Here is a 23,503-nt window from a genome sequence, read left to right as displayed (position 1 = left end):
GTCCTCCTTCCTCTTCGGTGGTGCGGTGGGGGCGGCCCGGTGGGCGCGAGGCGGGCGCGCCTCAGTTGCCCCTGGCCAGGTCGGCGAGGTCCGGCACGACGTCGTAGGGGCTGGGCATGGCGGCGGACTCGTCGCGCAGCCGGCGGGCGGCTGCGGCGTGGGAGGGGTCGTCCAGAAGCCGTCGGGTGAGGTCGGCGACCCGGTCGGGGTCGCTCTCGGAGTGGTGCAGGAAGAATCCGGCGCCGGCCTCCTCCAGGGACCGGCCGCGCAGTTCCTGGTCGGCGACGAGGGTGGACAGCGCCAGCTGCGGCACGGCGTGCACCAGGGCGGTGGAGAAGGTGCCCCAGCCGCCGTGGTGGACGACGGCGGCGCAGCCCGGCAGCAGCGTGTTGAGGGCGACGCCGCTGACGGCCCGTACGTTGGGGGGCAGTTCGCCCAGGTGCCGGGTCTGCTCGGGCAGCAGCGCGGCGACGACCTCCGCGTCGAGCCGGGACAGGGAGCGCAGGATGTCCTCGACGCGCACGTAGTCGCCGCCGTACGCCTCGGTGTTGGTGCGTCCCAGGGTGACGCAGATCCGGGGCCGCTTGGGCTCCTCGCGCAGCCAGGCCTCCTGCACGGCACGGCCGTTGTAGGGGACGTACCGCATGGAGACGGTGCGCAGGTCGGTCGCCGGACGCAGGCTCGGCGGCAGGGTGTCGAGCGTGAACTGCCCGTTGAGGAGCTCCTCGTCGCAGCGCACGCCGTACGGGCGGCCCCGCTCGTCGATCCAGTCGGCGAGGGGGTCCGCACGCTGTTCCTCGGGCATGTCCCGGGCGAGCTCGACGAAGGTGGCGCGGGCCCGGCCGTAGACGTCCGCGCACCACAGCAGACGGGCGTGGGCGGCACCGCAGGCCCGGGCGGCGATGCCGCCGGCGTAGGCGATGGGGTCCCGTACGACGAGGTCGGGCCGCCAGTCGCGGGCGAGGGCGACGAGGTCGTCGAGGATCGGGTCGTTGTAGCGGGCGAACCCGTAGGGGACGCTGATGCTGTAGCGCTGGACCAGGCCGGCGTGGTCGACGTCGCCGTAGCCGAGGTGGCTCCAGTTGGCGACGTCGGCGTCCTGGGAGTCGCGGGCGACGGCCATGTCGCGGTGCAGGTCGTGGTCGTCGCCCACCGGCGCGGCGACCAGGCCGGCGCCGGTGATGGCCTCGGTCAGCGACGGGGCGTTGGCCATCAGCACCTCGTGCCCGGCGGCCGTCAGGGCCCAGGCCAGCGGCACCATCGTGTAGACGTGCGACTTCTCCGGCAAGCCGGCGAACAGGACGCGCATTCGTTTCTCTCCTCGTCGGGGCCGCGCAGGCGGTGCGCGACGGAGCTCAGTCCGTCGGCTTCCGGTCCTCACGTACGGATATGGCGCTCAGCGGGCACGACTCGGCCGCCTCGCGCGCCGCGGCGTGCTGGTCGCTTCCGGGCCGGTCGACGAGCAGTACGGCGAGTCCGTCCTCGTCGCGCTGGTCGAAGACGTCGGGTGCGACGAGCGCGCACTGGCCGGCGCCGATGCACCGGTCGTGATCGATGGTGATGTCCATGGCCGCCCCCTGTTCGCCGGTCGGTCCGGTCACGTGTGCCGGGTCGTGCCCATCTTGAGGGCGTCCCGGGGCGATGGGGCGCGCGGAGCGGCGCTGTCTGGGGTTTCCTCCAGTGATTCGTGCGGAGCGCCTGGCTCCGGGGGCGGAGGTGACCGGCCGGTACTCGGAAAATCCCTAGAGTGCGGCGGCGCCGCTGGCCGGGCACGCCGCGGCCGTGCTGGAGTGGCCCGGCGGCAACGGCAGCTCGCGGTAACGCAGTTGGTGCCGGACACCAGTGCCGGGCGCGGCGCGCTCGCGGACCGGCCGTCGTGGTGCCGGTGGCCGGTACGGCCTGGGGGCGGCCGTGGCCGCGACGCGGGACGCGAGCGGCCGTACGAACACTCTCGTGAAAGGGGAATCCGGGTGGCGCAGCAAGGCACTTCGGACGTGCTCGACCCCACGCCCGCGGCGGCCCCCCGGCCCGGCCGCGCGCCGTCCGTCGAACCGGACGGCGGCGCCACCCTGCTGGCGTGGGCGGCGCGGATGCGTGAGGAGCAGCGGGCCTGGCGGGACGACTCCGGTCACGTGCACGTCTTCCGGCACGCCGACGTGCAGCAGGTGCTCTCCGATCCCGCCACCTTCTCCTCGGACACGGTGGGCCGCCTGTCGGGCGGCGAGAAGAAGGCACCGCGCGGCACGCTCCTGCTGCTGGACCCGCCGCTGCACGGGAAGATGCGCCGGCTGGTGAGCAAGGCGTTCACGCCCGGTCTGATCGCCGGGCTGGAGCCGTGGATCACGGAGCTGACCGGCGAGTTGCTGGACGCCGTCACCGGGGACCGCTTCGACCTGGTGGACGCGCTGGCCAACCCGCTGCCGGTGACGGTCATCGCCCGCATGCTGGGCGTGCCGACACAGGACCGGGAACTGTTCCAGGGCTGGGCCGACCAGTTGCTGTCCACCGATCCGGAGGACCCCGAGAGCGTGCGCCGCATGGAGGAGACCGCGGTCACCATCACCGCCTACCTCCAGGGCTTCATCGAGGCCCGGCGCGAGGAACCCCGAGCGGACCTGCTGGGCACCCTGGTCGGCGCCGAGGTCGACGGGGAACGCCTCGAGGACGAGGACATCGCCAGTTTCGCCACCCTCCTGCTGCTCGCCGGGCACATCACCACGTCGGTACTGGTCGGCAACGCGCTGATCTGCCTGGACTCCGACCCGGACCTGCTGGCGAAGGTGCGCGCGGACCGTTCGCTGATCCCCGCGGTCATCGAGGAGACACTGCGGCTGCGGCCGCCGTTCACCCGGATCGAGCGGGTCACCACGACCACCACGACCGTCGCGGGCCTGGAGGTGGAGCCCAACACGCTGGTGCACCTGTGGCTGCTGGCCGCCAACCGCGACGAGCGGGTCTTCGAGGCCCCGGACACGTTCCGCCCGGACCGCGCCAACGCCCGGCAGGCGGCCTTCGGTCACGGCATCCACTACTGCATCGGGGCCCCGCTGGCCCGGCTGGAGGGCCGGATCGCCCTGGAGGCCCTGCTTGACCGCTTCACCGGCATCCGCGTCGACCCCACGGTCCGGCTCTCGTGGCACGGCACCAACGTCTTCGGCGCCCGGCACCTGCCGCTGTGCGTGGAACGCGCCTGACGTCCCCCGCACCACCCGTCCTGCCCGCACGCCATCCTCGCCCTGCGACGGAGTGATTCCATGAAGACCCGCCCCGATCCCCCGGTCATCCCTTCCGAGCGCGGCACGTGCCCCTTCGACCCGCCCGCCGCCTACGCCCGGCTGCGCGCCGAGGAGCCGGTCAGCCCGATCACCTTCCAGGTGGCGCCGAAAGACCCCTCCGGCTGGCTGGTGACCCGGCACGACCTGGTCCGCCAGATCCTCGCCGACGACCGCTTCAGCCACCGCAACGAACTCCTCGCGCACGTCGTGGCCCCGCCGTTCCCGATGACCGAGTACGCGCCGCAGCCCTCGCCGCCCGGCTCCTTCGCCAAGACCGACGCGCCCGAGCACACCAAGTACCGGCGGCTGCTGGCGGGCCACTTCACGCTGCGCAACGTCCAGCGGCACGAGCCCCAACTGGCCCGCATCGTCGACGACGCCCTGGAGGAGATGGCCGCCGAGGGCTCGCCGGCCGATCTGGTGACCGCCTTCGCCGAGAAGGTCGGCCTGCGCTCGACGTGCTCGCTGATGGACGTCGAGCCGGAGCTGATGGACGGCATCCAGGAGCACTTCTCGGTACTGATGGCGCTCACCTACACGCTGGAGGAGTTCATCCACCACGTGGAGGCGATGGACGCCCTCATCCGCCCCATGATCCGCGCGCGCATGGCCGAGCGCGGGGACGACTTCTTCGGCAGGCTGGCGGCGACCGGTGAACTGACCGAGGAGGAGCTGGTCAACATGGCCGTGCTCACCCTGGCCGGTTCGCTGGACACCACGCCGAACATGCTGGCGCTGAGCACCTTCGCCCTGCTGGAGCACCCCGACCAGCTGGCCCTGCTGCGGGAGCGGCCCGAGCTGTACGCGCAGGGGGCGGTGGACGAGCTGCTGCGCTTCCTCACCATCTCGCAGATGGGCTCCAGCCGGTGCGCGCTGGAGGACGTGGAGATCGGCGGCACCACGATCAAGGCGGGCCAGACGGTGGTGCTGTCGCTGCCGGCGGCCAACCGCGACCCCGAGGTCTTCGACGACCCGGACCGGCTCGACGTCACCAGGGTGCCGCGCAAGCACCTGGCGCTCGGCTTCGGCGCGCACCAGTGCCTGGGCCAGCACGTGGCCCGCGCCAGCCTGCGGATCGGGCTGCGCGCGCTGTTCGAGCGGTTCCCGGCACTGCGGCTGGCGGAGCCGGCCGAGAAGGTGCCGCTGCGGGACCGCGCCGTGCACTACGGCGTGGACCGGCTGCTCGTGGCCTGGGACTGAGGCGGCCGTGGCGAGAACGAAGACGCCGCCGTTCCGGACGGTGGTCGACAGCCGGGTCGAGAGCGTGCACACGGTGCGGGCCGGTACGGCCGGCGGCGACCGGATCCGGCTCACCCCCTACGACCTGCTGACCGGCCCCTGGTACACGCCGCTGACGTTCTTCTACCGCAAGACGCTCGACGGCGCGGCGCTGCGCGACTCGCTGGCCCGCACGCTGCTGCGGTACCCGCTGCTGGCGGGGCGGCTGCTGCGGGACGCCGACGGCGGGCTGAGCGTGCTCTGCAACGACGCGGGCGTGCGCTTCACCGAGGCGTCCAGTCCCGAGCCGATGCGCGAGTACGGTCATCTGCTGCGCGCGCAGCCGGTCGTCGGGGACGTGCTGCGCGAGGTGAGTCCCTTCGGTGTGGTCGGCAGGGACACTCCCCTGCTGAAGATCCGGCTCACGCAGATGCGCGGTGGCGGGTCGGTGCTCGGCGTCCTCGTCAGCCACAGTCTGGCGGACGGCGGCAGCACCCTGGCCTTCCTGGAGAGCTGGTCGCGTGAGCACCTCGGACTGCCCTGGGACGCCCCCAGTCACGACCGTGGGGCGCTGGAGGCGCTCGGCCGGCTGTCGGACCGTCCGGAGACGCGGGACAACCGGGCCTTCGCCGGGGTGGGCCGGACACGGCGTCTGCTGCGCACCCTGCGCCCGGGGCTGCGCAAACGCGCCACCGTCACCACACGGTTCGAGGCGGCGGAGCTGGCCGCGATGAAGAGCGAGGCGCTGGGCGCCCTGACGGACCCGAGCGCGTGGGTGTCCACCAACGATGTGCTGACGGCCCATCTGTGGCGCGTGCTGGGCGAGTTGCGGGGACACCCGGACGAGGCGGTGGAGTGGCTGGGCCTCGTCGTCGGCGCGCAGCCCGTGCTGGGCGGCGCGCTGCCGTCGTCGTACTGGGGGAACTGCGTCACGAAGAGCTGGACGTCACTGCCGGCCGGGGAGCTGCGCGGCCGGTCCCTGGGCGCGGTGGCGGGCGACGTGCGGCGGTGCCTGGGGAGCAACACGGAGGACAAGCTGCGCGACGAGATCGCCTTCCTCGGCTCCTACCGCCGGCGCGGCGTCTCCCGGCACGTGATGTCGGTACACGCCCTCGACGTGTCCGAGACGTCCCTGTCGGTCAACAACTGGTCGCGATTCCCGCTGTACCGGATCGACCTCGGCGCGGGGCAGCCGTTCTGGTACGAGTTCCCGGACCTGCCGGTCCCCACCGTGCACGTCACCCCGACGCCGCAGGAGGACGGAGGCCGGGACGTGTACCTGTGCCTGTCCGAGGAGCACGCGGACCTGGCCCGCTCCCCGCGCTGGCAGGAGCGGCTGCACCCCCGCGCGGTCTCCGGCCGCGCGGGGTGAGGTCCCGCGCGCGGTAACGGTGAGCGGCTGGGTGAGTGCGGCAGGTGCGGCGGGTGGCCGGGCGGCGGACCCGCGCGCCGGGGGAACGGTGGGGACGGACAGTGCCGGGCGGGAAACGGGTAGCCGGCGACGACGGCCGAGCTGGTCTGAGCCAAGATGGCGAGCAGCGCTGGGGCCGTCCGGCCGGACCGCCGGGCGCGCGCCGGCGGCAGCCGGCCGCGGCGGCCCCGGTGCGTGGGATGCCGTGCGAAGCCGGGAGCAGGGGGAGAGAGGGACACGGTCATGATCGCTGCCTCGGGAGGCCACGATTCCCCGGAGCCCCCACCACTCGTGGAGCGGGAACGCGAGCTCGCCCTCTTCGGTGAGCTGGTGCGGCGCACCCCGGCGGGCCGCTCCGGTCTCGTCGTCCTGGAGGGCCCGGTCGGCATCGGCAAGACGGCCTTGCTGCGGGCGCTGGTCGCCGAAGCGCGCGGCCTCGGATTGCGCGTCGTTCACGCGGAGGCCGCCGACGGGCACCGGATGCCGCTCAGTACCGCGCACGCCCTGCTGTCCGGCCTGCCGGACAGCGCCGGGCCCGGGCAGTCCGTGGCGTACGGGCTCGCGGACCGGCGGCCACCCACGCTGCTGTGCTGCGACAACGACGTCAGGGACGTCTCGTTCGGTGTGCTGACGCGGCTGCACGACGTCATCCGGCGTGCCGCCGCCCGGACTCCGCTGCTGATCGCGGTGGACGACGCGCACGAGGCCGACCCCGCCTCCCTGCGCCTGCTGGCGCACACCGCGCGGCGGCTGACAGGTCTGCCGGTCCTGCTGGCGCTGGTGGGCCGCAGCGGTTCCGACGCGCCGGCCCTCGCCGAGATCACCACGCTCGCGTCCTGCCGGGTGCTGCGGCCCCGCCCGCTCACCGGGGCGGGCATCGGCCTGCTGGCCCGCCGCCTCACCGGAGCCGAGACCGACGCGGCGTTCCAGCAGGCGTGTCTGGCCGCCACCCACGGCAACCCACTGCTGGCGACCCGGCTCATCCGGACGCTGAACGCGGAGGACCTGCCGCTGACGGGCGCCGAACTCAGCGCGGTGAGCGAGCAGGACATGCAGGCCTTCGGGGCCCGGGTGGTGCGTCTGCTGCACCGGCAGGCGCCGGCCACGGTGAGCGCGGCCCGTGCCATGGCGGTGCTGGGGGACGGGGCCGCCCACGAACTGTGCGCGCGTCTGGCCCTGGTGGACTCCGCCTCCTTCGACCGGTCCCTGCTGGTGCTGGGCTCCCTGGGACTCGTGAACGGCGGTCGCGCCGCGGGCACTTGGGCCTTCACCCATGCGCTGGTGCGCCGCGCCGTGCTCGACGACCTGCCGGACGACGAGCGCGCCGCCGCGCACGGCCGGGCGGCCCGTCTGCTGCACGACATCGGCGCGGGAGCGGCGGACGTCGCCGACCACCTGTGCCGCTCCCCCGCCACAGCGACCCAGCCCTGGGCCACGACGGTCCTGCGGGAAGCGGCCCGCGAGGCGATGCTGCACGCCTCGCCGGGCACGGCGGTCATGTTCCTGCGGTCCTGCGTTCCGGACGGTGCCGCGGAGGACTGCGACCCCGGGCTGCTGATCGAACTGGGCACGGCCGAGGCGCGGCTGGACCCGGAGGCCAGTGTCCGGCACCTGACGGCGGCCCTCGACCGGACGACCTCCGCGGACCTGCGGTTCAAAGCCGTCAGCACCCTCGCCGACGCGCTGACCCGCCAGGGCCGGATGGACCGTGCCTTCGACCTGCTCGACCGGTACCGCTCGGACCCGGCCCTGCTGCCCCTGGGGACGCAGAGCGTCCAACTGCTGGAGGCGCAGCTGCTGATGGCCGCCACGGTCGACCGGGCCGCGTACCGGCGGCTGCTCGACACGGTGCCCTTGGACCTCGCCCTGCCGGGTGACACCGCCCCGGAGCGGGCGCTGCTCGCCGCCCGGGCCGTCATCTCGGTGGCCCGTATGGACCGGGTGGCAGAATCGGTGGCGGCGGCACGCCGGATCACCGGGCGGAGCGGCCCGACCGAGAACTCCCCCGCCTTCCTCGCGATCGCCGCGTCTGTGCTGCTGTACGCCGACCTGCCGTACGAGGCACAGGACGTCTACCGCCAGCTGATCGACGGCACCGACCCGCTGCTCGACCAGATCCGCCCCAACCTGCTCGCGCTGAGCGCCGAGGCGCAGGAACGGCTCGGCGCCCTCGACAGCGCGCTGCGGCACACGGCCGAGGCGCTGCGCGGCACCACCGTGGCCCGTGCCAACGCGCACGACGCGCTCCCCCTGTCCGTGCGGCTGCACACGCTCCTGGACCGCGGCCAGTTGGCGGAGGCCGAGGAGCTGTGCGGGCGCGTGCCCGATCCGGCCCGGAGCGAGGCGTGGCAGTGGAACGAGTTGCTGTGCGCCCGCGGCCGGCTCCGGCTGGCGCAGGAGGACGCCGAGCGCGCACTGGCCGACCTGCGGGAGTGCGGACGCCGGCAGGAGGCCTGGCAGCGCACCAACCCGGCCGTCTCGCCCTGGTGGTACTGGGCCGGCCGGGCGCACCTGGCCCTGGGTGACCAGCGCGCGGCCCGCGCCTTGGCCGAGGAGGCCGTCGCCCTGGCTCGGTCGGCGCGGCTGCGTCTCGCCCTGGGCACCGGACTGGAGTTGTGGGCCGCGACGGCCGCCCCCGAGGAACGGGCGAGGCTGCTGGAGGAGGCGGAGGACGCGCTGGATGGGACGAGGGCGGCTCTGCTGACGGCACGGGTGAAGGTCGCCCGGGGCCGCGCGCTGCACGAGCTCGGTTACCGCAAGGCTGCCCGAGAGGTGCTGCGGCAGGGGTGGGAGGAGGCGTACGCGCTCGGCGCCCGCCCGCTGCACGAGGTCGCCCACCGGGCGCTGCTGGCCACGGGTGCCCGTCCGCGCCGGCCCGTGTCCCGGGGGCTGGCGGCCCTCACCCGCAGTGAGGCCCAGGTGGCCCGTCTGGCGGCGGACGGGCGTTCCAACGCGTGGATCGCGGAGACCCTGTTCGTCACCCAGCGGACCGTTGAGGTCCATCTGACGTCCGTGTACCGCAAGCTCGATCTGTCCGGCCGGCGGGAGTTGCGCGACGCCATGGAGTCGGCGGACGTCGACCGCGGGGGCCGCCGGAATTGATCGCATGTGCCGTCCGCCGGGGTGGACCGCGCGGCGCCCCGGTGGACGCCGTGCCGGCGGCCGTGCCGCGCCACCGCGTTTCTGTCGTGTTGCTGTCAATTCCGGGCGGGCCCTCCCGTCGGACGGAATCGTGCGGTAGAGGAGGCGGGTAACACGCCGGTCCCACCGGCCGGCAGTGCCGCTTTTCCCGCCCTGCCGCACTGTGTGTTCCGACACTTTTCCGCCCGCGCCGTCCCGGTCTTCCGCTCACCTTCGGCGCTTTCTCGCCCACGAAAGGCGGGCATCGCTTCGCGGGCGTCCGGCACGGTGAAGTCACAGGTAGGCATGGCCCCTCGGCTGCGGCAGGACGGTCCATGCCTCCTCACCCCGCAATAGAAACCGTTTTCTCAGGGCATTCCGCTTACTCGTCCGTCACACCTCAGGTGATGGCTGTTCACTTTTCAACGCCCGCACGGGGGACCGCTATCACCCAAGTCCCCTTGCTGCCTTGCGCATCTCTGTGATCTGCTCCTCCCCAAAGGTTTGAGAGCAGTGATGAACGCTTTCCGGGGTGGAGCCGCAGGGGCTCCCGTGCGCATGGGCATCGACTCCCTCGCGGGTGCTGTCCGCGCACGGCCGGCACCCCGCGTCACGCTCACGGAGTCCCGTCCGGCCACGCCCCGGGCGGTGGCCGACGGCCCGTGCCATCGAAGGAGGGCCACCGCCTTGTTGCTGGAGCGCGAGTCCGAACTGGCGCGGACGGCGTCGGCACTGCGCCGCGCCGCGGAGGGAGAGGGTTCCCTCCTGGTCGTCCGGGGCCCACTGGGGGTCGGCCGGTCGACCTTCCTGGAGGCGGTGGCGGCACACGCGCACGGTGAGGGGTTTCTGACGCTGCGGGCCCAGGCGGCCGCCGCCGAGGAGACCTACACCCTCGGCGTCGTACGGCAACTGGTGGACTCCGTCCTGGCGGCCGTGCCGGCCGACGAGCAGGGACGCGAGCTGCGGGAAGCGGCCATCTCCGCGTGCACCGCGGCGCCGCCCGACGCCGGTCCCGTCCCCCCGTGGTCCACGGTGACCCCCCAGCAGGCGCCGCACCGGCTGACCGCCCTCCTGGAGTCCATGGCGTCCAGGCAGCCGGTCGTGGTGATGGTGGACGACCTCCAGTGGTCGGACACCGACTCCCTGCTGGCGCTGGCGCCGTCCCTCGCACGGCGAAGACAGAACCGCGTCCTGTTCGTCCTGTCCGTCCTGCCCGGCGACGTCCGCGGCGCCCGGGACCATGTCGGGCAACTCCTGGAGCAGGCGGACCGTACGGTGGAGCTGACCGCCCTCGGCCGTGACAGCGTGAGCCTGCTGGTGGAGGAGGCCTGCGGCACACCGCCCCACGGCGCGTTCGTCGACACGCTGCTCCGACGCAGCGGCGGGAACCCGCTGTTGGCGACGGCCCTGGCGGACGAGGCGCAGTACCAGGCGCTCCAGCCCACCGAGGCCGGCGCCGCGGCGGCGGCCTCGCTCCGTCCCGAACGGGCGCGTCGGCGCCTGGCCGCCTTCCTGCGCTCCCAGCCGGACCACGTCCGGCGCGTCGCCTACGCGCTGACCGTGCTCGACGCCGTCGCGGACCCGCACCTGGTGACCCGTCTGGCCGAGATCGACGAACCCCGGCGGGCGGAGGCCGTCGACGTCCTGCGGCTCGCCGGCCTCGTGGCGGAGAACTCGGGCTCCCTCATCCCCGGAACGCTGCTGCGGGACCTGCTGGAGGAGAGCATGCCGGCGGCCGAGCGCACCGCCATGCGCGGTGTGGCGGCCGAGTTGCTGCACCGGACCGGCCATCCGGCCGAACTGGCCGCGGAACAGCTCATGTCGGTGATCACCCTGCACGGCCCGCAGGCGGTGGAGATCCTGCGGACCGCCGCCGACAGCGCCGTGAGGCGCGGCTCGCCCCGGGACGCGGCCCGCTACCTGAGACGCGCGCTGCTGGACACCTCCCCCACGGACCACGACCGCGCCCGGCTGCTCGTCGATCTCGCGACGGCGGAGCGCAGCTTCGCCTCCGCCGCCTCGCTGCGGCACGTCGCGGAGGCCGTACCGCTGCTGGAGTCGGTACGGGAGCGGGCCGACGCCGTGACCCGGCTGGGTCCGCTGCTGATGGACCCCGCCGCGTTCCGCATCGACGCCGTCCGGCGCGCCGTGACCGAGGAACTGGGCCGGTCCGAGCCGGACGACTGGATCGAACGCGAGCTCGCACTGCGCCTGGAGGCCCGGGAGCACGTGCTGTCGGCGCAGGATCCCGCCCATGCGCAGCGGGCCCTGCGGCGGTTCCGGTCGCTGGGCCCCTCCCCCGCCCTGCGGACGACCGGGGAACGCGAGCTGGTGACGTCCCTCATGCACATCGCGTTCGTCTCCAACTCCGCCTCCGCCGAGGAGCTGACCGCGCTGTGCACCCGGTTGCTGGAGCGTGAGCCCCCCGCCCCCGAGCACGTCCACAGCACCATGCCGCTGGCCGTCAACATCCTCGCCGGCGCCGGCCGCACGGAAGGCGCGGCCGGCTGGCTGCGCGAGGCGCACCTGCTCGCCCAGCGCAGGGGCGGGGAGGTGGAGCAGGCCGTCATCCGCGCGGAGCAGGCCCTGGTCGCGCTCGCCGACGGCCGGCTGGCGCACGCCCGGCAGAAGGTGGTTCAGGCCGACGCGCTGGCCGGGCCCGACAGCGGTGGCCTGCCGACCATCTGCGCCGCGGTCCTGGCCATCGTCGCCCTGCACACCGAAGAGCCGCACCTCGCGGAGCAGATCCTCACCCGGCACCGACTGCACGTCGAGAACCAGCACCTGGCCGCCCTGCTGCACCTGGCCCGGGGCACCCTCGCGGCCGGGCGCGGCGAGACCCGCACCGCGCTGGTCCACTTCCGGACGGCGGGCCAGCGCGCGGAGCGCATCGGCTGGCACAACCCGGTCGCGGTCCCGTGGGCGTCCTGCGCCGCCCTCATGCACCACCGTCTCGGCGAGCACGAGGAAGCGGTGGCCTCCGCGCTCCTGGAGGTGGAGCGCTCCCGCGCCTGGGGCGCCCCCGTCAGGCTGGGACGGGCCCTGGTGGCCCTGGGCAGGGTCTCCCGGGGGCGGGAGGGCGTGACGCTGCTGGAGGAGGCCGTCGAGGTGCTGGAGAAGGGCAGCAACACGCACGAGCTGTGCCAGGCGCTGTACGCCCTCGGCACCCACCGCGAAACGGACCGCAGACGGCGCGCGTCCGCACTCAAACGGGCACACGAACTCGCCGTCGGCAACGGAGCCGACTCCCTGGCGCGGGCCATCGCACGGAAGAGGGACGAGCACACTCCCCGGACTTCCTCCAGAACGGACCTGCTGACTCCGTCCGAGCGCAAAGTGGCGGAGCTGGCGGCGACCGGTCTCAGCAATTCGGCGATTTCAGCGAGGCTGGGCACGAGTTCACGCATGGTGGAAAAGCATCTGACGAACTCGTACCGCAAACTGGGTATCCCCGGCCGCCCGGATCTTGCCCGGGCCCTCGAAAAACTCGGTGAAACACCGGACTCGTGACGCGCACCGGTCCGCCCCCTTCCCCTGCCCGCCGCCCGATCGGGCAGCAAACGGGCATCCGAGGGCGGCAAACGGTCACGCGGGCAGGACCGGCACCTCGGGCGATCCCGCCGGCCGGCCGGCCTCGGTCATCACGGAAACGACGGGAACAAGCAGCCGGAACGCACCCGTTCGGCGAGGACTTGGCTGGTCAGGCCGGGCGACAGCCGTTCGGGCGGGACCCCCTGGACCGTCACGGGCCGCACCACCGAACCACCGAACCACAGTGTTTTGACGCCACGCAAAGGTTTGCTTGACCGGTCTGTAGGGACATTCCTAGGCTCTTGCGCAGTTGATCAGAGAAAACTCGGCGGGTCAGTGACCGCGGCCCGGCCGAGTTCGTACCACCTGTGATCAGATGCGCTCCCAGGTGGTACGGGCATCCCCCACATCTGAACGCAGAAAGACGGTGCGTCGCAGTGACCACGCACGCAGCTAGTGCTTCGCACACCAGGGACAGGATCTCCCCGCCGCATCTTGCGGGCGCCCACAGGAACACCCAGGAGAACCGAGCTCATGCACTGAGTAATCGACGCTTCTACACGGCCCACATAGATCCCGAGATGCACATCGTGGCCGCGGAACCCAATTTCTCGCGCCAGTTCGGCCGCACCTCGGCCGACACCTGCGGCCGCAACCTGTACGAACTGCTCCACCCCTCGGCCCCTACCGTGCTGAACCGTCACTTCGCCCGGCTCGCCGAGGGCCGCTCCCAGCGCTTCGCCGAGCGCATGGTCGGCCTGGGGAACGCCGGCCGGATCTTCTCCGGTGAACTGACCGGCATCGCCGTGCAGAACGTCACCGGGCGCCTGGCCGGAATCGTCGTGCAGGTACGGCCGGACACGGAGGCGGACGGCACGGACGTGAAGGACGTGGTCGGCATCCCCCGCGAGCGGCTGCTCAGCAAGCTCGACGCACAGGTCCTGGAGGGGGTCGCCGCGGGCGCCTCGACCGTGCAGCTTGCCGCCAAGCTCTATCTCAGCAGACAGGGCGTCGAGTACCACGTCGGCCTCATGCTGCGGAAGCTCAAGGCCCCCAACCGGGCCGCGCTGGTGGCCCGCGCCCATTCGATGGGCATGCTGACGGTGGGTCAGTGGCCGCCTCGCGTGCTGCCGGAGTTCATCAAGTGACCATGGGGCGGTCCTGCTCCGGCAGCGGGCGCGGACCGCGAACGACCGAGCCGGGCTCCGGCCCTCACCTCGGCTGAAGCGGCGGCCGTACCATCCCTACTGGTACGGCCGCCGGCACGTGTGCCCGAGGCGGTCGTCCGCCGCCCCGGGCCTGCCGCCTACTGCTCCAGTTCGCGGCTGATGAGGTCGAACAACTCGTCGTCGCTCGCCTCCTCCAGAAGGTCGCTCAGCGAGGCACCGCCCACGTCCGTCTCGTCGGCCGGCTCGCCCTCGACCTCCGCGAGCAGCGCCCGCAGCCGGGTACCCAGCAACGTGCGCGCGTCCCGGTCCGGACCCGCCTGGAGGATGCGCGCGATGCCGGTCTCGAGATCGGCCAGCATGCCCGTCATCGTCCCGCCCCCACCGGTCAGTTCGGCTTCCAGGTGGCGGGCGAGGGCGGCGGGGGTGGGGTGGTCGAAGACGAGCGTCGAGGGCAGTCGCAGTCCCGTGTCCTTCGTGAGCCGGTCACGCAGCTCGACGGCCGTCAGCGAGTCGAAACCCATGTCGCGGAAGGCCCGGTCCGCGGGCACGGCGCCCGGGTCGGCGTGCCCCAGCGCCACGGCAGCGACCTGCCGCACATGGTGCTGCAGGGCGGCCGACCGGTCCGCGTCCGGCAGCGACATCACCCGTTCCACCAGTGCGGGCCGGGCCCCGCCGTCGCCGTACCGCTCGGGAGCGCCTCCCTGGTCCGCCACGGCCGTCGCTTGCGGGAGGGTGGTCAGCAACGGGCTGGGCCGGCGGCTGGTGAACGCGGGAACGAACCGTTCCCACTCCACGTCCGCCACCACCACCGTGCCGTCCGCCACCTCCATCGCACGCCCCAGTCCCACGAGGGCACGGGCCGGCTCCATCACCCGCAGCCCGCGACGCCGCAGTCCCACCGCCGCCGCGCTCGACACCATCCCCCCGCCCGACCAGGGGCCCCACGCCACCGAGGTTCCCACCTCGCCCCGCACGCGACGTGCCCGCACGACCGCGTCGGCGCACGCGTTGGCAGCCGCATAGGCGCCCTGACCGCCGCTCCCCCACACACCGGCGATCGACGAGAACACCACGAACGCCTCCAGAGCCCACCCCCGCGTCAGCTCGTCCAGGTGCACCGCCCCCAGGGCCTTGGCCCGCAGCACGTGCTCCAGGCGTTTCGGAGTCATCGCGTCGATCAGGTCGTCGTCCAGCACGCCCGCCACGTGGGCGATGCCGTCGACCCGGTGGGCGGTGAGCAGGTCGGCCACCTCGGCGCGCTCGGCGACATCGCACGCCACGACGTCGACGCGCCGCGCTCCGGCCGCCCGCAGCCGCGCCACGAGATCGGCGGCGCCGGGCGAGGCGGACCCGCCGCGGCTCGTCAGGACGAGTTCCCGCGTGCCGTGTTCGGCGAACCACTGGGCGACCCGGCCGCCGAGCGCACCGGTGCCTCCGGTGACCAGCATCCGGGCCGGAGCCGTCCAGTCGCCGGCCGACGCTGTGCCGGCGGGCAGGGCGGGACGCAGGCGTCGCGCGTACACCGCGGTACCACGCACGGACACCTGATCCTCGCCGGCTCGCGCCAGAAGGGAGGCCAGGTGAGTGAGCTCTGTCCGGCTCGCCCGGTGCGGAACGTCGATCAGCCCGCCCCACCGGTCGGGATGCTCCAACGCGGCCACCCGTCCCAGACCCCACACAGCGGCCTGCGCCGGGTCCTCGGGCGCGTCGCCCGGCCCGGGGCCGGTGTGCGTGACCACCCACAGCGGCGCGGTCACGGAGGCATCACCGAGCGCCTGGACCAGCGCCATGGTGTCCGCCACGGCGGCGACCACGCCGGAAACGCCGTCGTCGGCACCGGGCGCGGCGCCCGTCAGGCAGGAGAGCACGCCGGCCGGCGCCTCCCCCTCGACGACCGTACCGAGCAGACGGGTCAGCCCTTCACGGTCCCGGACCCCGCAGTCCACGCGCTCCAGCCCCGGTACGAACTCCTGGAGCCCGTCGAGGGGGACGGCGTCGCCAGGCGGCTGCAGCAGCAGCCAGCGCCCCGGCACGGGCCCGGCCGCTCCCGCATCGACCGGCTCCCAGTCGACGCGGTACCGCCAGTGGTCGACCTCCTCGCGTACGGCGTGATCGCGCCGCAGCGACGCCAGGGCGGGCAGCACGGTCTCCAAGGCGTCTTCGGGCACCCCGAGACGGCCGGCCAGGTCCTGGGGACTCTCCTGCTCGACGATCGACCAGAAGGCCCCGTCCGAGGTGGACGCCCGGGAGGACACCCGGGAGACCGACGCGGCGGACATGCGCGACGCGGCGGCGTGCGCGTCGGCAGCGGGCCAGTACCGGGTGCGCTGGAAGGCGTACGTGGGGAGGTCGACGTGGGCCTGCGTACGCATGACCGGCAACGCCGTCCAGTCGACGCTGCCACCGCTCACGTGGAAGGCGGCCAGTCCGCGCAACAGGGCGAGTTCTTCGGCCGCGTCGCGGCGCATCAACGGCACGCAGACCGGGTCGGTGGCGTCGCCGAGGACGGTGCGGGTGAGGGCGGTGAGAGTGGCGTCGGGGCCGATCTCGACGAACCGGGTGACGCCTTCCGCCGCGAGGGCGGTGACACCGTCGGCGAACCGGACGGCTTCGCGGACGTGGCGGACCCAGTAGTCGGCGGTGGTCAACTCCCCTTCGGCCGCGAGTTGTCCGGTGACGTTGGAGACGACCGGGAGGGTCGGGGTGGTGTAGGTGATGCTTTCGGCGACCTGGCGGAAGTCGTCCAGCATCGGCTCCATCAGGGGTGAGTGGAAGGCGTGGGAGACGCGCAGACGGGTGGTGCGGCGGCCCTGTCCGGCCAGCTCGGCAGCGACCTCGGACACAGCCGCCTCGTCGCCCGCGATCACCACGGCCCTCGGGCCGTTGACCGCCGCCACCGACACCTCACGCCCGGCCAGCAGCGGCAGCACCTCCTCCTCGGCAGCCTCCACCGCGATCATGGCGCCGCTTTCAGGCAGGGCCTGCATCAGACGGGCCCTTGCCGCCACCAGCGTGCAGGCATCCTCCAGGGACAGCACCCCGGCCACATGCGCAGCAGCGATCTCACCGATGGAGTGCCCGCCCACATAGTCCGGGCGCACGCCCCACGACTCCAGCAGCCGGAACAGAGCCACCTCGACGGCGAACAGGGCGGGCTGCGTCCACTCCGTACGCGCCAGACGCTCCGCGTCGTCACCGAAGACGACGTCCTTCAGCTCCACACCGACGTGCGCGCACACCGCGTCGAAGGCCTCCGCGAACACCGGGAACGCCTCGTACAGTTCACGCCCCATACCTGGACGCTGCGCACCCTGACCCGAGAAGAGGAACGCCGTGCGACCGTGGCGGGTCTCGCCGGTGACCGTGTGTGCGCCCGGCTCGCCGCCCAGGTGCAGGGAGCGCAGCTCGCGGACGAACGCGTCCCGGTCAGCGGCGATCACCACGGCACGGTGCTGGAACGACGACCGGGCGCTCGCGAGCGCCCCCGCGAAGTCCGCCAGACCGGGCGCAGGCAGCTCCTCCAACGCAGCGAGGAGTCGACCGGCCTGGGCACGCAGAGCCGCCTCGCTCCGGCCGCTGACGAGCCAGGGCACCATCACACCATCGGCGTCGGGACTGAACTGCGCTTCCATCGGCGGGGCTTGTTCGAGGATGACGTGCGCGTTGGTGCCACTGAGCCCGAACGAGGAGACACCCGCCCTGCGGGGCCGGTCCACCGACGGCCACTCCAGCCGTTCCGTGACCAGTCGCACCGAGCCCGCCGACCAGTCCACCCGCGAGGACGGCTCATCGACGTGCAGCGTCGCCGGCAGCACACCACGCCGCAAAGCCTCCACCATCTTGATCACACCGGCCACACCAGCCGCCGCCTGCGTGTGGCCCAGGTTCGACTTCACCGACCCCACATACAGCGGGACTTCACGGTCCTGCCCGTAGGTGGCCAGCAGCGCCTGCGCCTCGATCGGGTCACCCAACCGCGTACCCGTCCCGTGCGCCTCCACCGCGTCCACGTCCGCCGCCGACACCCCGGCATCCGCCAAGGCCGCGCGGATCACGCGCTGCTGCGACGGACCGTTCGGCGCCGTCAAACCGTTCGACGCACCATCCTGGTTCACCGCCGAGCCGCGCACCACCGCCAGCACCCGATGACCGTTCGCCTGGGCATCGGACAGCCGCTCCACCAGCAGCACCCCGACACCTTCACCCCAGCCCGTACCGTCCGCACCCTCCGCGAACGCCTTGCACCGGCCGTCACCCGCCAGACCACCCTGACGACTGAACTCCACGAAAGCACCCGGCGTCGACATCACCGTCACACCACCGGCCAGCGCCAGATCACACTCCCCCGACCGCAACGACCGCACCGCCATGTGCAGCGCGACGAGCGAGGAGGAGCAGGCGGTGTCGACGGTGACCGCCGGTCCTTCCAGACCCAGGACGTAGGCCAGGCGACCGGACATCACGCTCGCCGCGTTGCCCGTGCCGACGTACCCGCCGAAGTCACCCTCCGCCACACCCAACAAGGCCGGATAGTCCTGCCCGTTGGTACCCGTGAACACACCGACCTGCCGACCACGCAGCGACCTCGGATCGATCCCCGCACGCTCCACCGCCTCCCACGACGACTCCAGCCACAACCGCTGCTGCGGATCCATCGCCAACGCCTCACGCGGCGAGATACCGAAGAACTCCGCGTCGAACCCGGCGACATCGTCCAGGAAACCGCCCAGGCGCACGTAGTCCGCGTCCGCGGTGCCGTCCCCTGTGCGTGCGTAGTGTTCGTAGAGTGCGTCCAGGCCGGCCCAGCCGCGGTCGGCGGGGAAGTCGGTGATGCCGTCGCGTCCTTCCTCCAGCAGCGCCCACAGGCTCTCCGGAGAGTCGACGCCGCCCGGGAAACGGCAGGCCATCCCGACGATCGCCACCGGCTCGTCGGTGACGGCGGCCGCGGAAGCGGTGGCCGTGACGGCGGTGTCGGTGTCCTCGCGCAGCGCGCCGTAGAGGTGAGCGGCGAGGTCCTGCGGGGTCGGGTGGTCGAAGACGGCCGTGGCCGGCAGCGTGACGCCACAGCCCGCCGCCAGAACGTTGCGCAGTTCCACCGCGATGAGCGAGTCGACGCCCAGGTCGCGGAAGGCCCGGTCCGGGCCCACCTGTTCCGTCCCGGTGTGACCGAGGACGGCCGCCGCACGCTCGCGTACCTCGTCCAGGACCAGACGTTGTCCGGCCTCGCGGGGCAGGGAGTTCACGCGCAGGCGCAGGTCGTCCTCGGTCCCTCCGGCGTCGCGGGCGGCGGCCCGGCCCGGGGAGGCCGTCGACACCGGACTCAGCGGAGTGAGGAGTGCGCTGGGCCGGGAGGTGGTGAACGCGGGCACAAAGCGGCTCCAGTCGGCGGCGACGACGAGCCGGGTGACGGCTCCGGCGTCGACCAGCGCTCCCAGCGCCGACAGGGCGGTCTCGGGAGCCAGCGGCGTCACTGCTCCCTGTCCGCGGCGTCGGTCGCCGGCGACTGCGGCCATACCGGCGCCCGCCCAGGGGCCCCACGCGATGGACGTCGCGGGCAGGCCCTCGGCGCGGCGCCGCTCGGCCAGCGCGTCGAGTACCGCGTTGGCGGCCGCGTACGCACCCTGTCCCGGGCTGCCGATCGTTCCGGCCAGGGAGGAGAACAGGACGAACGCGGTGAGGTCGGTGCCGCTGGTCAGTTCGTCCAGCAGCAGCGCCCCCTCGGCCTTCGGTCCCATCACGCGCCGCACCCGGTCGGCATCCGTGGTGAGGACCGTCCCGTCCTCCAGGTCCCCGGCCGCGTGGAACACCGCGTCGACGGAGTACTCGGCGAGGAGGGCGGCCAGTTGCTCGCGGACGGAGAGGTCCACGGCCGCGATGGTCACGCGGGCGCCCGACTGCTCCAGTTCGGTACGGAGTTCCGCGGCGCCGGGGGCCTGCTCGCCCCGGCGGCTGACCAGGAGGAGGTGGCGGGCGCCCCGCTGGACGGCCCAGCGTGCCACCTGAGCACCCAGGGCGCCGGTGCCGCCGGTGATGAGCACGGCGCCCTCACCCGGTGTCCAGCCGACCGCGTCGGCGACGGAAGCCGTGCGCGCTGCGAGGGGTGCGCCGGGCTTCACCCGGCGTCCGAACATGCCGTGGGAACGCACCGCGACCTGGTCCTCGCCCGGCTTCAGGCGCGTCAGCGCCGACGCCAGTCGGGTCCATACCCGGTGATCCGTCCGCGCGGGGAGGTCGATCAGGCCGCCCCACAGGTCCGGGTGCTCCAGGGCGGCGACCCGGCCCAGGCCCCAGACGGCACTGTGGGACAGGCGGGTGATGCGGTCCGGGCCGCCGACGGCGACGGCACCCTGAGTGATCGCCCACAGCCTCGCGCCGGGAACCTCCCGGGCCAGGGCCTGCACGGCGGTGAGCGTTGCGACGACGGCGTCCGTCGACGTGGAGAAGCCCAGCAGGGAGAGGATGCCGTGCGGACCTTCGGCCTCTCGCGGGACTCCCGCCGTGTCCGTCTCCGTGTCCGTGTCCGTCGCAGTGGCGGTGAGGACGGCTGAGGCGCAGGCTTCGGGATCTGCGGCGTCGACCTGGCGGATCCGTACCGCCAGTCCTTGGGCGCGCAGTCCCTCCGCGAGTTCGTCCGCCAGCGCCCGCACCGAGGGATCCGGGTCCTCCGGCGCGAGGACCGTCCAGCGGTTCACGCGGGATGCTCCGGATGCGGCGACGGGCACTATGTCGTCGCCCGTCAGAGGCCGCCAGGAGACCTCATGGCACAGGGCGTCCAGTTCCGCCTGGTCCTGCCGGCGCCGGTACCAGTCGGACAGCGCGGGGACCACCGCGTCGAGCGCCTCCGGCGCCAGGTCGAGATCCGCGGCGAGGCCGGTGACGTCCTGCCGCTCGACGGCGGACCAGAAGGCGGCGTCGACGACCGTGGAGGCGCGGGCGGGGCCTGTCGGAGCGTCCTTGGCCGACTCCTTGGGCCCGAGCCAGTAGCGGCTGCGCTGGAAGGGATAGGTGGGCAGCTCCACGTCGGGTGTCCCGTCGCGGTCGCCCAGTACGCCGGGCCAGTCGACCTCACCGCCGTCGACGTGGAGGCGTGCGACCGCCCGGAGAACGGCGACGCGCTCCGAGTCGTCCTTGCGCAGAACGGACACGAACAGGGAGTCGTGCGCGTCGGGCAGGCAGTTCTGGGCGAGTGCGGTGAGGGTGCTGTCCGGGCCGATCTCCAGGAAGCGCGTGACGCCTTCCGCCGCGAGGGCGGTGACACCGTCGGCGAACCGGACGGCTTCGCGGACGTGCCGGACCCAGTACTCGGCAGTGGTCAACTCCCCTTCGGCCGCCGCGAGCTGTCCGGTGACGTTGGAGACGACCGGGAGGGTCGGGGTGGTGTAGGTGATGCTTTCGGCGACCTGGCGGAAGTCGTCCAGCATCGGCTCCATGAGAGGTGAGTGGAAGGCGTGGGAGACGCGCAGACGGGTGGTGCGGCGGCCGCGCGCGGCCAGCTCGGCAGCGACCTCGGACACAGCCGCCTCGTCGCCCGCGATCACCACGGCCCTCGGCCCGTTGACCGCCGCCACCGACACCACACGCCCCTCCAGCAGCGAGACGATCTCCTCCTCGGCGGCCTCCACCGCGATCATGGCGCCGCCCTCGGGCAGGGCCTGCATCAGCCGGCCCCTGGCTGCCACGAGCGTGCAGGCGTCCTCCAGGGACAGCACCCCGGCCACATGCGCAGCAGCGATCTCACCGATCGAGTGCCCGCCCACGAAGTCCGGGTGCACGCCCCAGGACTCCAACAGCCGGAACAACGCCACCTCGACCGCGAACAACGCCGGCTGCGTCCACTCCGTACGCCCCAGACGCTTCGCGTCATCACCGAAGACGACATCCCTCAACTCGCCGCCGAAATGCGCGCACACCGCGTCGAAGGCCTCCGCGAACACCGGGAACGCCTCGTACAGCTCACGCCCCATACCCGCGCGCTGCGCACCCTGACCCGAGAACAGGAACGCCTGGCGTGCCTCGCCCCGGTCCCGGCCGATCACGACGTCGTGCGGCGTGGTCCCGGAGCCGAGTTCGGCCAGCGCGTCGGTAAGACGCGGAGACCCGCCGACGACGACAGCCCGGTGCTCGAAGTGGGTGCGGGTCTTCGCGAGGGCGAGTCCGGTGAGGGCGGCCGGTGTCTCCGCGTGCTGGGTGGCGAAGGCGCGCAGGCTGCGTGCCTGGGCGCGCAGTGCCCCCTCGCTGCGGCCGGAGAGCAGCCAGACGGTCGGCTCGCTGCCCGTCACGGAGGCGGGCGGCTCGGAGACCGCAGGTGCGGGGCCCTGTTCCAGGATGACGTGAGCGTTGGTGCCGCTGACGCCGAACGCCGAGACGGCGGCGCGTCGGGGACGGCTGCCGGTGTCGGGCCATGGGCGCCGCTCGGTCAGGAGCTGCACTTCGCCCGCCGACCAGTCCACCCGCGAGGACGGCTCATCGACGTGCAGCGTCGCCGGCAGCACACCGCGCCGCAGCGCCTCCACCATCTTGATCACACCGGCCACACCAGCCGCCGCCTGCGTATGGCCCAGGTTCGACTTCACCGACCCCAGGAACAGGGGGACTTCACGGTCCTGTCCATAGGTGGCCAGCAACGCCTGCGCCTCGATCGGGTCACCCAACCGCGTACCCGTCCCGTGCGCCTCCACCGCGTCCACGTCCGCGGCGGAAAGGTCCGCGTCCGCCAGAGCCGCGCGGATCACCCGCTGCTGCGACGGACCGTTCGGCGCCGTCAAACCGTTCGACGCACCGTCCTGGTTCACCGCCGAGCCGCGCACCACCGCCAGCACCCGATGACCGTTCGCCTGGGCATCGGACAGCCGCTCCACCAGCAGCACCCCAACACCTTCACCCCAGCCCGTACCGTCCGCACCCTCCGCGAACGCCTTGCACCGGCCGTCACCCGCCAGACCACCCTGACGACTGAACTCGGTGAAGACATCGGGGGTGGACATCACCGTCACACCGCCCGCGAGCGCGAGGTCGCACTCCCCCGACCGGAGCGACTGGACCGCCAGGTGCAGGGCCACCAGCGACGACGAGCACGCGGTGTCCACCGTGACGGCCGGTCCTTCCAGACCCAGGACGTAGGACACCCGGCCCGACACCACGCTCGCCGCGTTGCCGGTGAGCAGGTGCCCTTCGATCCCTTCGGGCAGTTCGTCACCTGTGTCGGCGCCGTAGTTCTGGTTGCTGCAGCCGATGAACACGCCGGTCCGGCTTCCGCGTACGGAGGCTGAGGTGAGGCCCGCCCGTTCGAGCGCCTCCCAGGACGCCTCAAGCACGAGCCGCTGCTGGGGGTCCATGGCCAGCGCTTCACGCGGTGAGATGCCGAAGAACCCGGCGTCGAACTCGGTCGCCGTGGAGACGAACCCGCCCTGGTCCGTGGTGGCCTGACCCGTGTGGTCCTCGGCGTCCCAGCCCCGGTCGGCGGGGAACGGGGAGATGGCGTCGACGCCGGCGTCGACCAGCCGCCACAGATCGTCCGGACCGGTGACGTCACCCGGGTAACGGCAGGCCATGCCGACGATGGCTATCGGTTCCTTCACCGTCCGAAGGAGTTCCTCGTTGTGCCGGCGAAGGCGCTCGTTCTCGAGCAGGGACGCGCGCAGCGCGGCGACGACGCGCTCTTCGGGGGTGGACATGCTCAGCTCCACTGGTGGGTGATCCGTACTCGGGCGGACGGGCGGGCGGGAGGGGCGGGAGTCACCTGATGAGGCGGCGTGGTGCGGGCGGTAAGGACAGCGGCC

At 73.1% G+C, this 23,503-nt stretch carries 9 protein-coding genes; 6 read left to right on the top strand and 3 right to left on the bottom strand.

Annotated features, from left to right (window positions below; all coding sequences use genetic code 11):
• Positions 1 to 61: 61 nt before the first annotated feature.
• Both ACF07N_RS05180 and ACF07N_RS05175 read right to left on the bottom strand, forming a co-directional pair.
• Positions 62 to 1,309 carry an activator-dependent family glycosyltransferase gene (locus ACF07N_RS05180; protein ID WP_392108545.1) on the bottom strand — a complete coding sequence of 416 codons (1,248 nt, stop codon included), beginning with the start codon at positions 1,307 to 1,309 and terminating at the stop codon, positions 62 to 64.
• A 46-nt stretch (positions 1,310 to 1,355) separates the two neighbouring features.
• Positions 1,356 to 1,601 carry a ferredoxin gene (locus ACF07N_RS05175; protein WP_392108542.1) on the bottom strand — a complete coding sequence of 82 codons (246 nt, stop codon included), beginning with the start codon at positions 1,599 to 1,601 and terminating at the stop codon, positions 1,356 to 1,358.
• A 369-nt stretch (positions 1,602 to 1,970) separates the two neighbouring features.
• Between ACF07N_RS05175 and ACF07N_RS05170 the strand changes: the two genes are divergently transcribed.
• From ACF07N_RS05170 to ACF07N_RS05145, 6 genes are all read left to right on the top strand, one after another.
• On the top strand, positions 1,971 to 3,194 hold the full coding sequence (locus ACF07N_RS05170) for a cytochrome P450 (RefSeq protein ID WP_392108539.1): 1,224 nt from the start codon (positions 1,971 to 1,973) through the stop codon (positions 3,192 to 3,194).
• A 60-nt stretch (positions 3,195 to 3,254) separates the two neighbouring features.
• A complete protein-coding gene (locus ACF07N_RS05165) occupies positions 3,255 to 4,475 on the top strand; it encodes a cytochrome P450 (protein WP_383335264.1) in 1,221 nt (406 codons plus the stop codon).
• A 7-nt stretch (positions 4,476 to 4,482) separates the two neighbouring features.
• The gene (locus ACF07N_RS05160; RefSeq protein ID WP_392108536.1) at positions 4,483 to 5,865 is read left to right on the top strand and encodes an acyltransferase; all 1,383 of its coding nucleotides are present in this window, start codon (positions 4,483 to 4,485) and stop codon (positions 5,863 to 5,865) included.
• 282 nt (positions 5,866 to 6,147) lie between these two features.
• Positions 6,148 to 9,006: an ATP-binding protein gene (locus ACF07N_RS05155; protein WP_392108533.1), complete on the top strand. Its 2,859-nt coding sequence runs from the start codon at positions 6,148 to 6,150 to the stop codon at positions 9,004 to 9,006.
• A gap of 705 nt (positions 9,007 to 9,711) precedes the next feature.
• Entirely contained in the window at positions 9,712 to 12,534 is a 2,823-nt protein-coding gene (locus ACF07N_RS05150) for an AAA family ATPase (RefSeq protein WP_392108530.1), read from the top strand.
• 458 nt (positions 12,535 to 12,992) lie between these two features.
• Positions 12,993 to 13,703, top strand: a complete 711-nt coding sequence (locus ACF07N_RS05145; protein WP_392108528.1) for a LuxR C-terminal-related transcriptional regulator — start codon at positions 12,993 to 12,995, stop codon at positions 13,701 to 13,703.
• 158 nt (positions 13,704 to 13,861) lie between these two features.
• Here ACF07N_RS05145 and ACF07N_RS05140 read toward each other — a convergent pair whose 3' ends face one another.
• The gene (locus ACF07N_RS05140; protein ID WP_392108525.1) at positions 13,862 to 23,398 is read right to left on the bottom strand and encodes a type I polyketide synthase; all 9,537 of its coding nucleotides are present in this window, start codon (positions 23,396 to 23,398) and stop codon (positions 13,862 to 13,864) included.
• Positions 23,399 to 23,503 lie beyond the last annotated feature (105 nt).

The sequence above is a fragment of the Streptomyces sp. NPDC015242 genome, assembly GCF_043079125.1.
Taxonomy (GTDB): domain Bacteria; phylum Actinomycetota; class Actinomycetes; order Streptomycetales; family Streptomycetaceae; genus Streptomyces.
The sequence above is the reverse complement of the archived record's forward strand: the minus strand, read 5'-3'. Positions and strand labels throughout refer to the sequence as shown.

What these genes read in the sequence shown, in the direction of transcription:
- ACF07N_RS05155 (WP_392108533.1), top strand. Translation starts at nt 6,148, where the DNA reads ATGATCGCTGCCTCGGGAGGCCACGATTCCCCGGAGCCCCCACCACTC.
- ACF07N_RS05180 (WP_392108545.1), bottom strand. Translation starts at nt 1,309, where the DNA reads ATGCGCGTCCTGTTCGCCGGCTTGCCGGAGAAGTCGCACGTCTACACG.
- ACF07N_RS05140 (WP_392108525.1), bottom strand. Translation starts at nt 23,398, where the DNA reads ATGTCCACCCCCGAAGAGCGCGTCGTCGCCGCGCTGCGCGCGTCCCTG.
- ACF07N_RS05165 (WP_383335264.1), top strand. Translation starts at nt 3,255, where the DNA reads ATGAAGACCCGCCCCGATCCCCCGGTCATCCCTTCCGAGCGCGGCACG.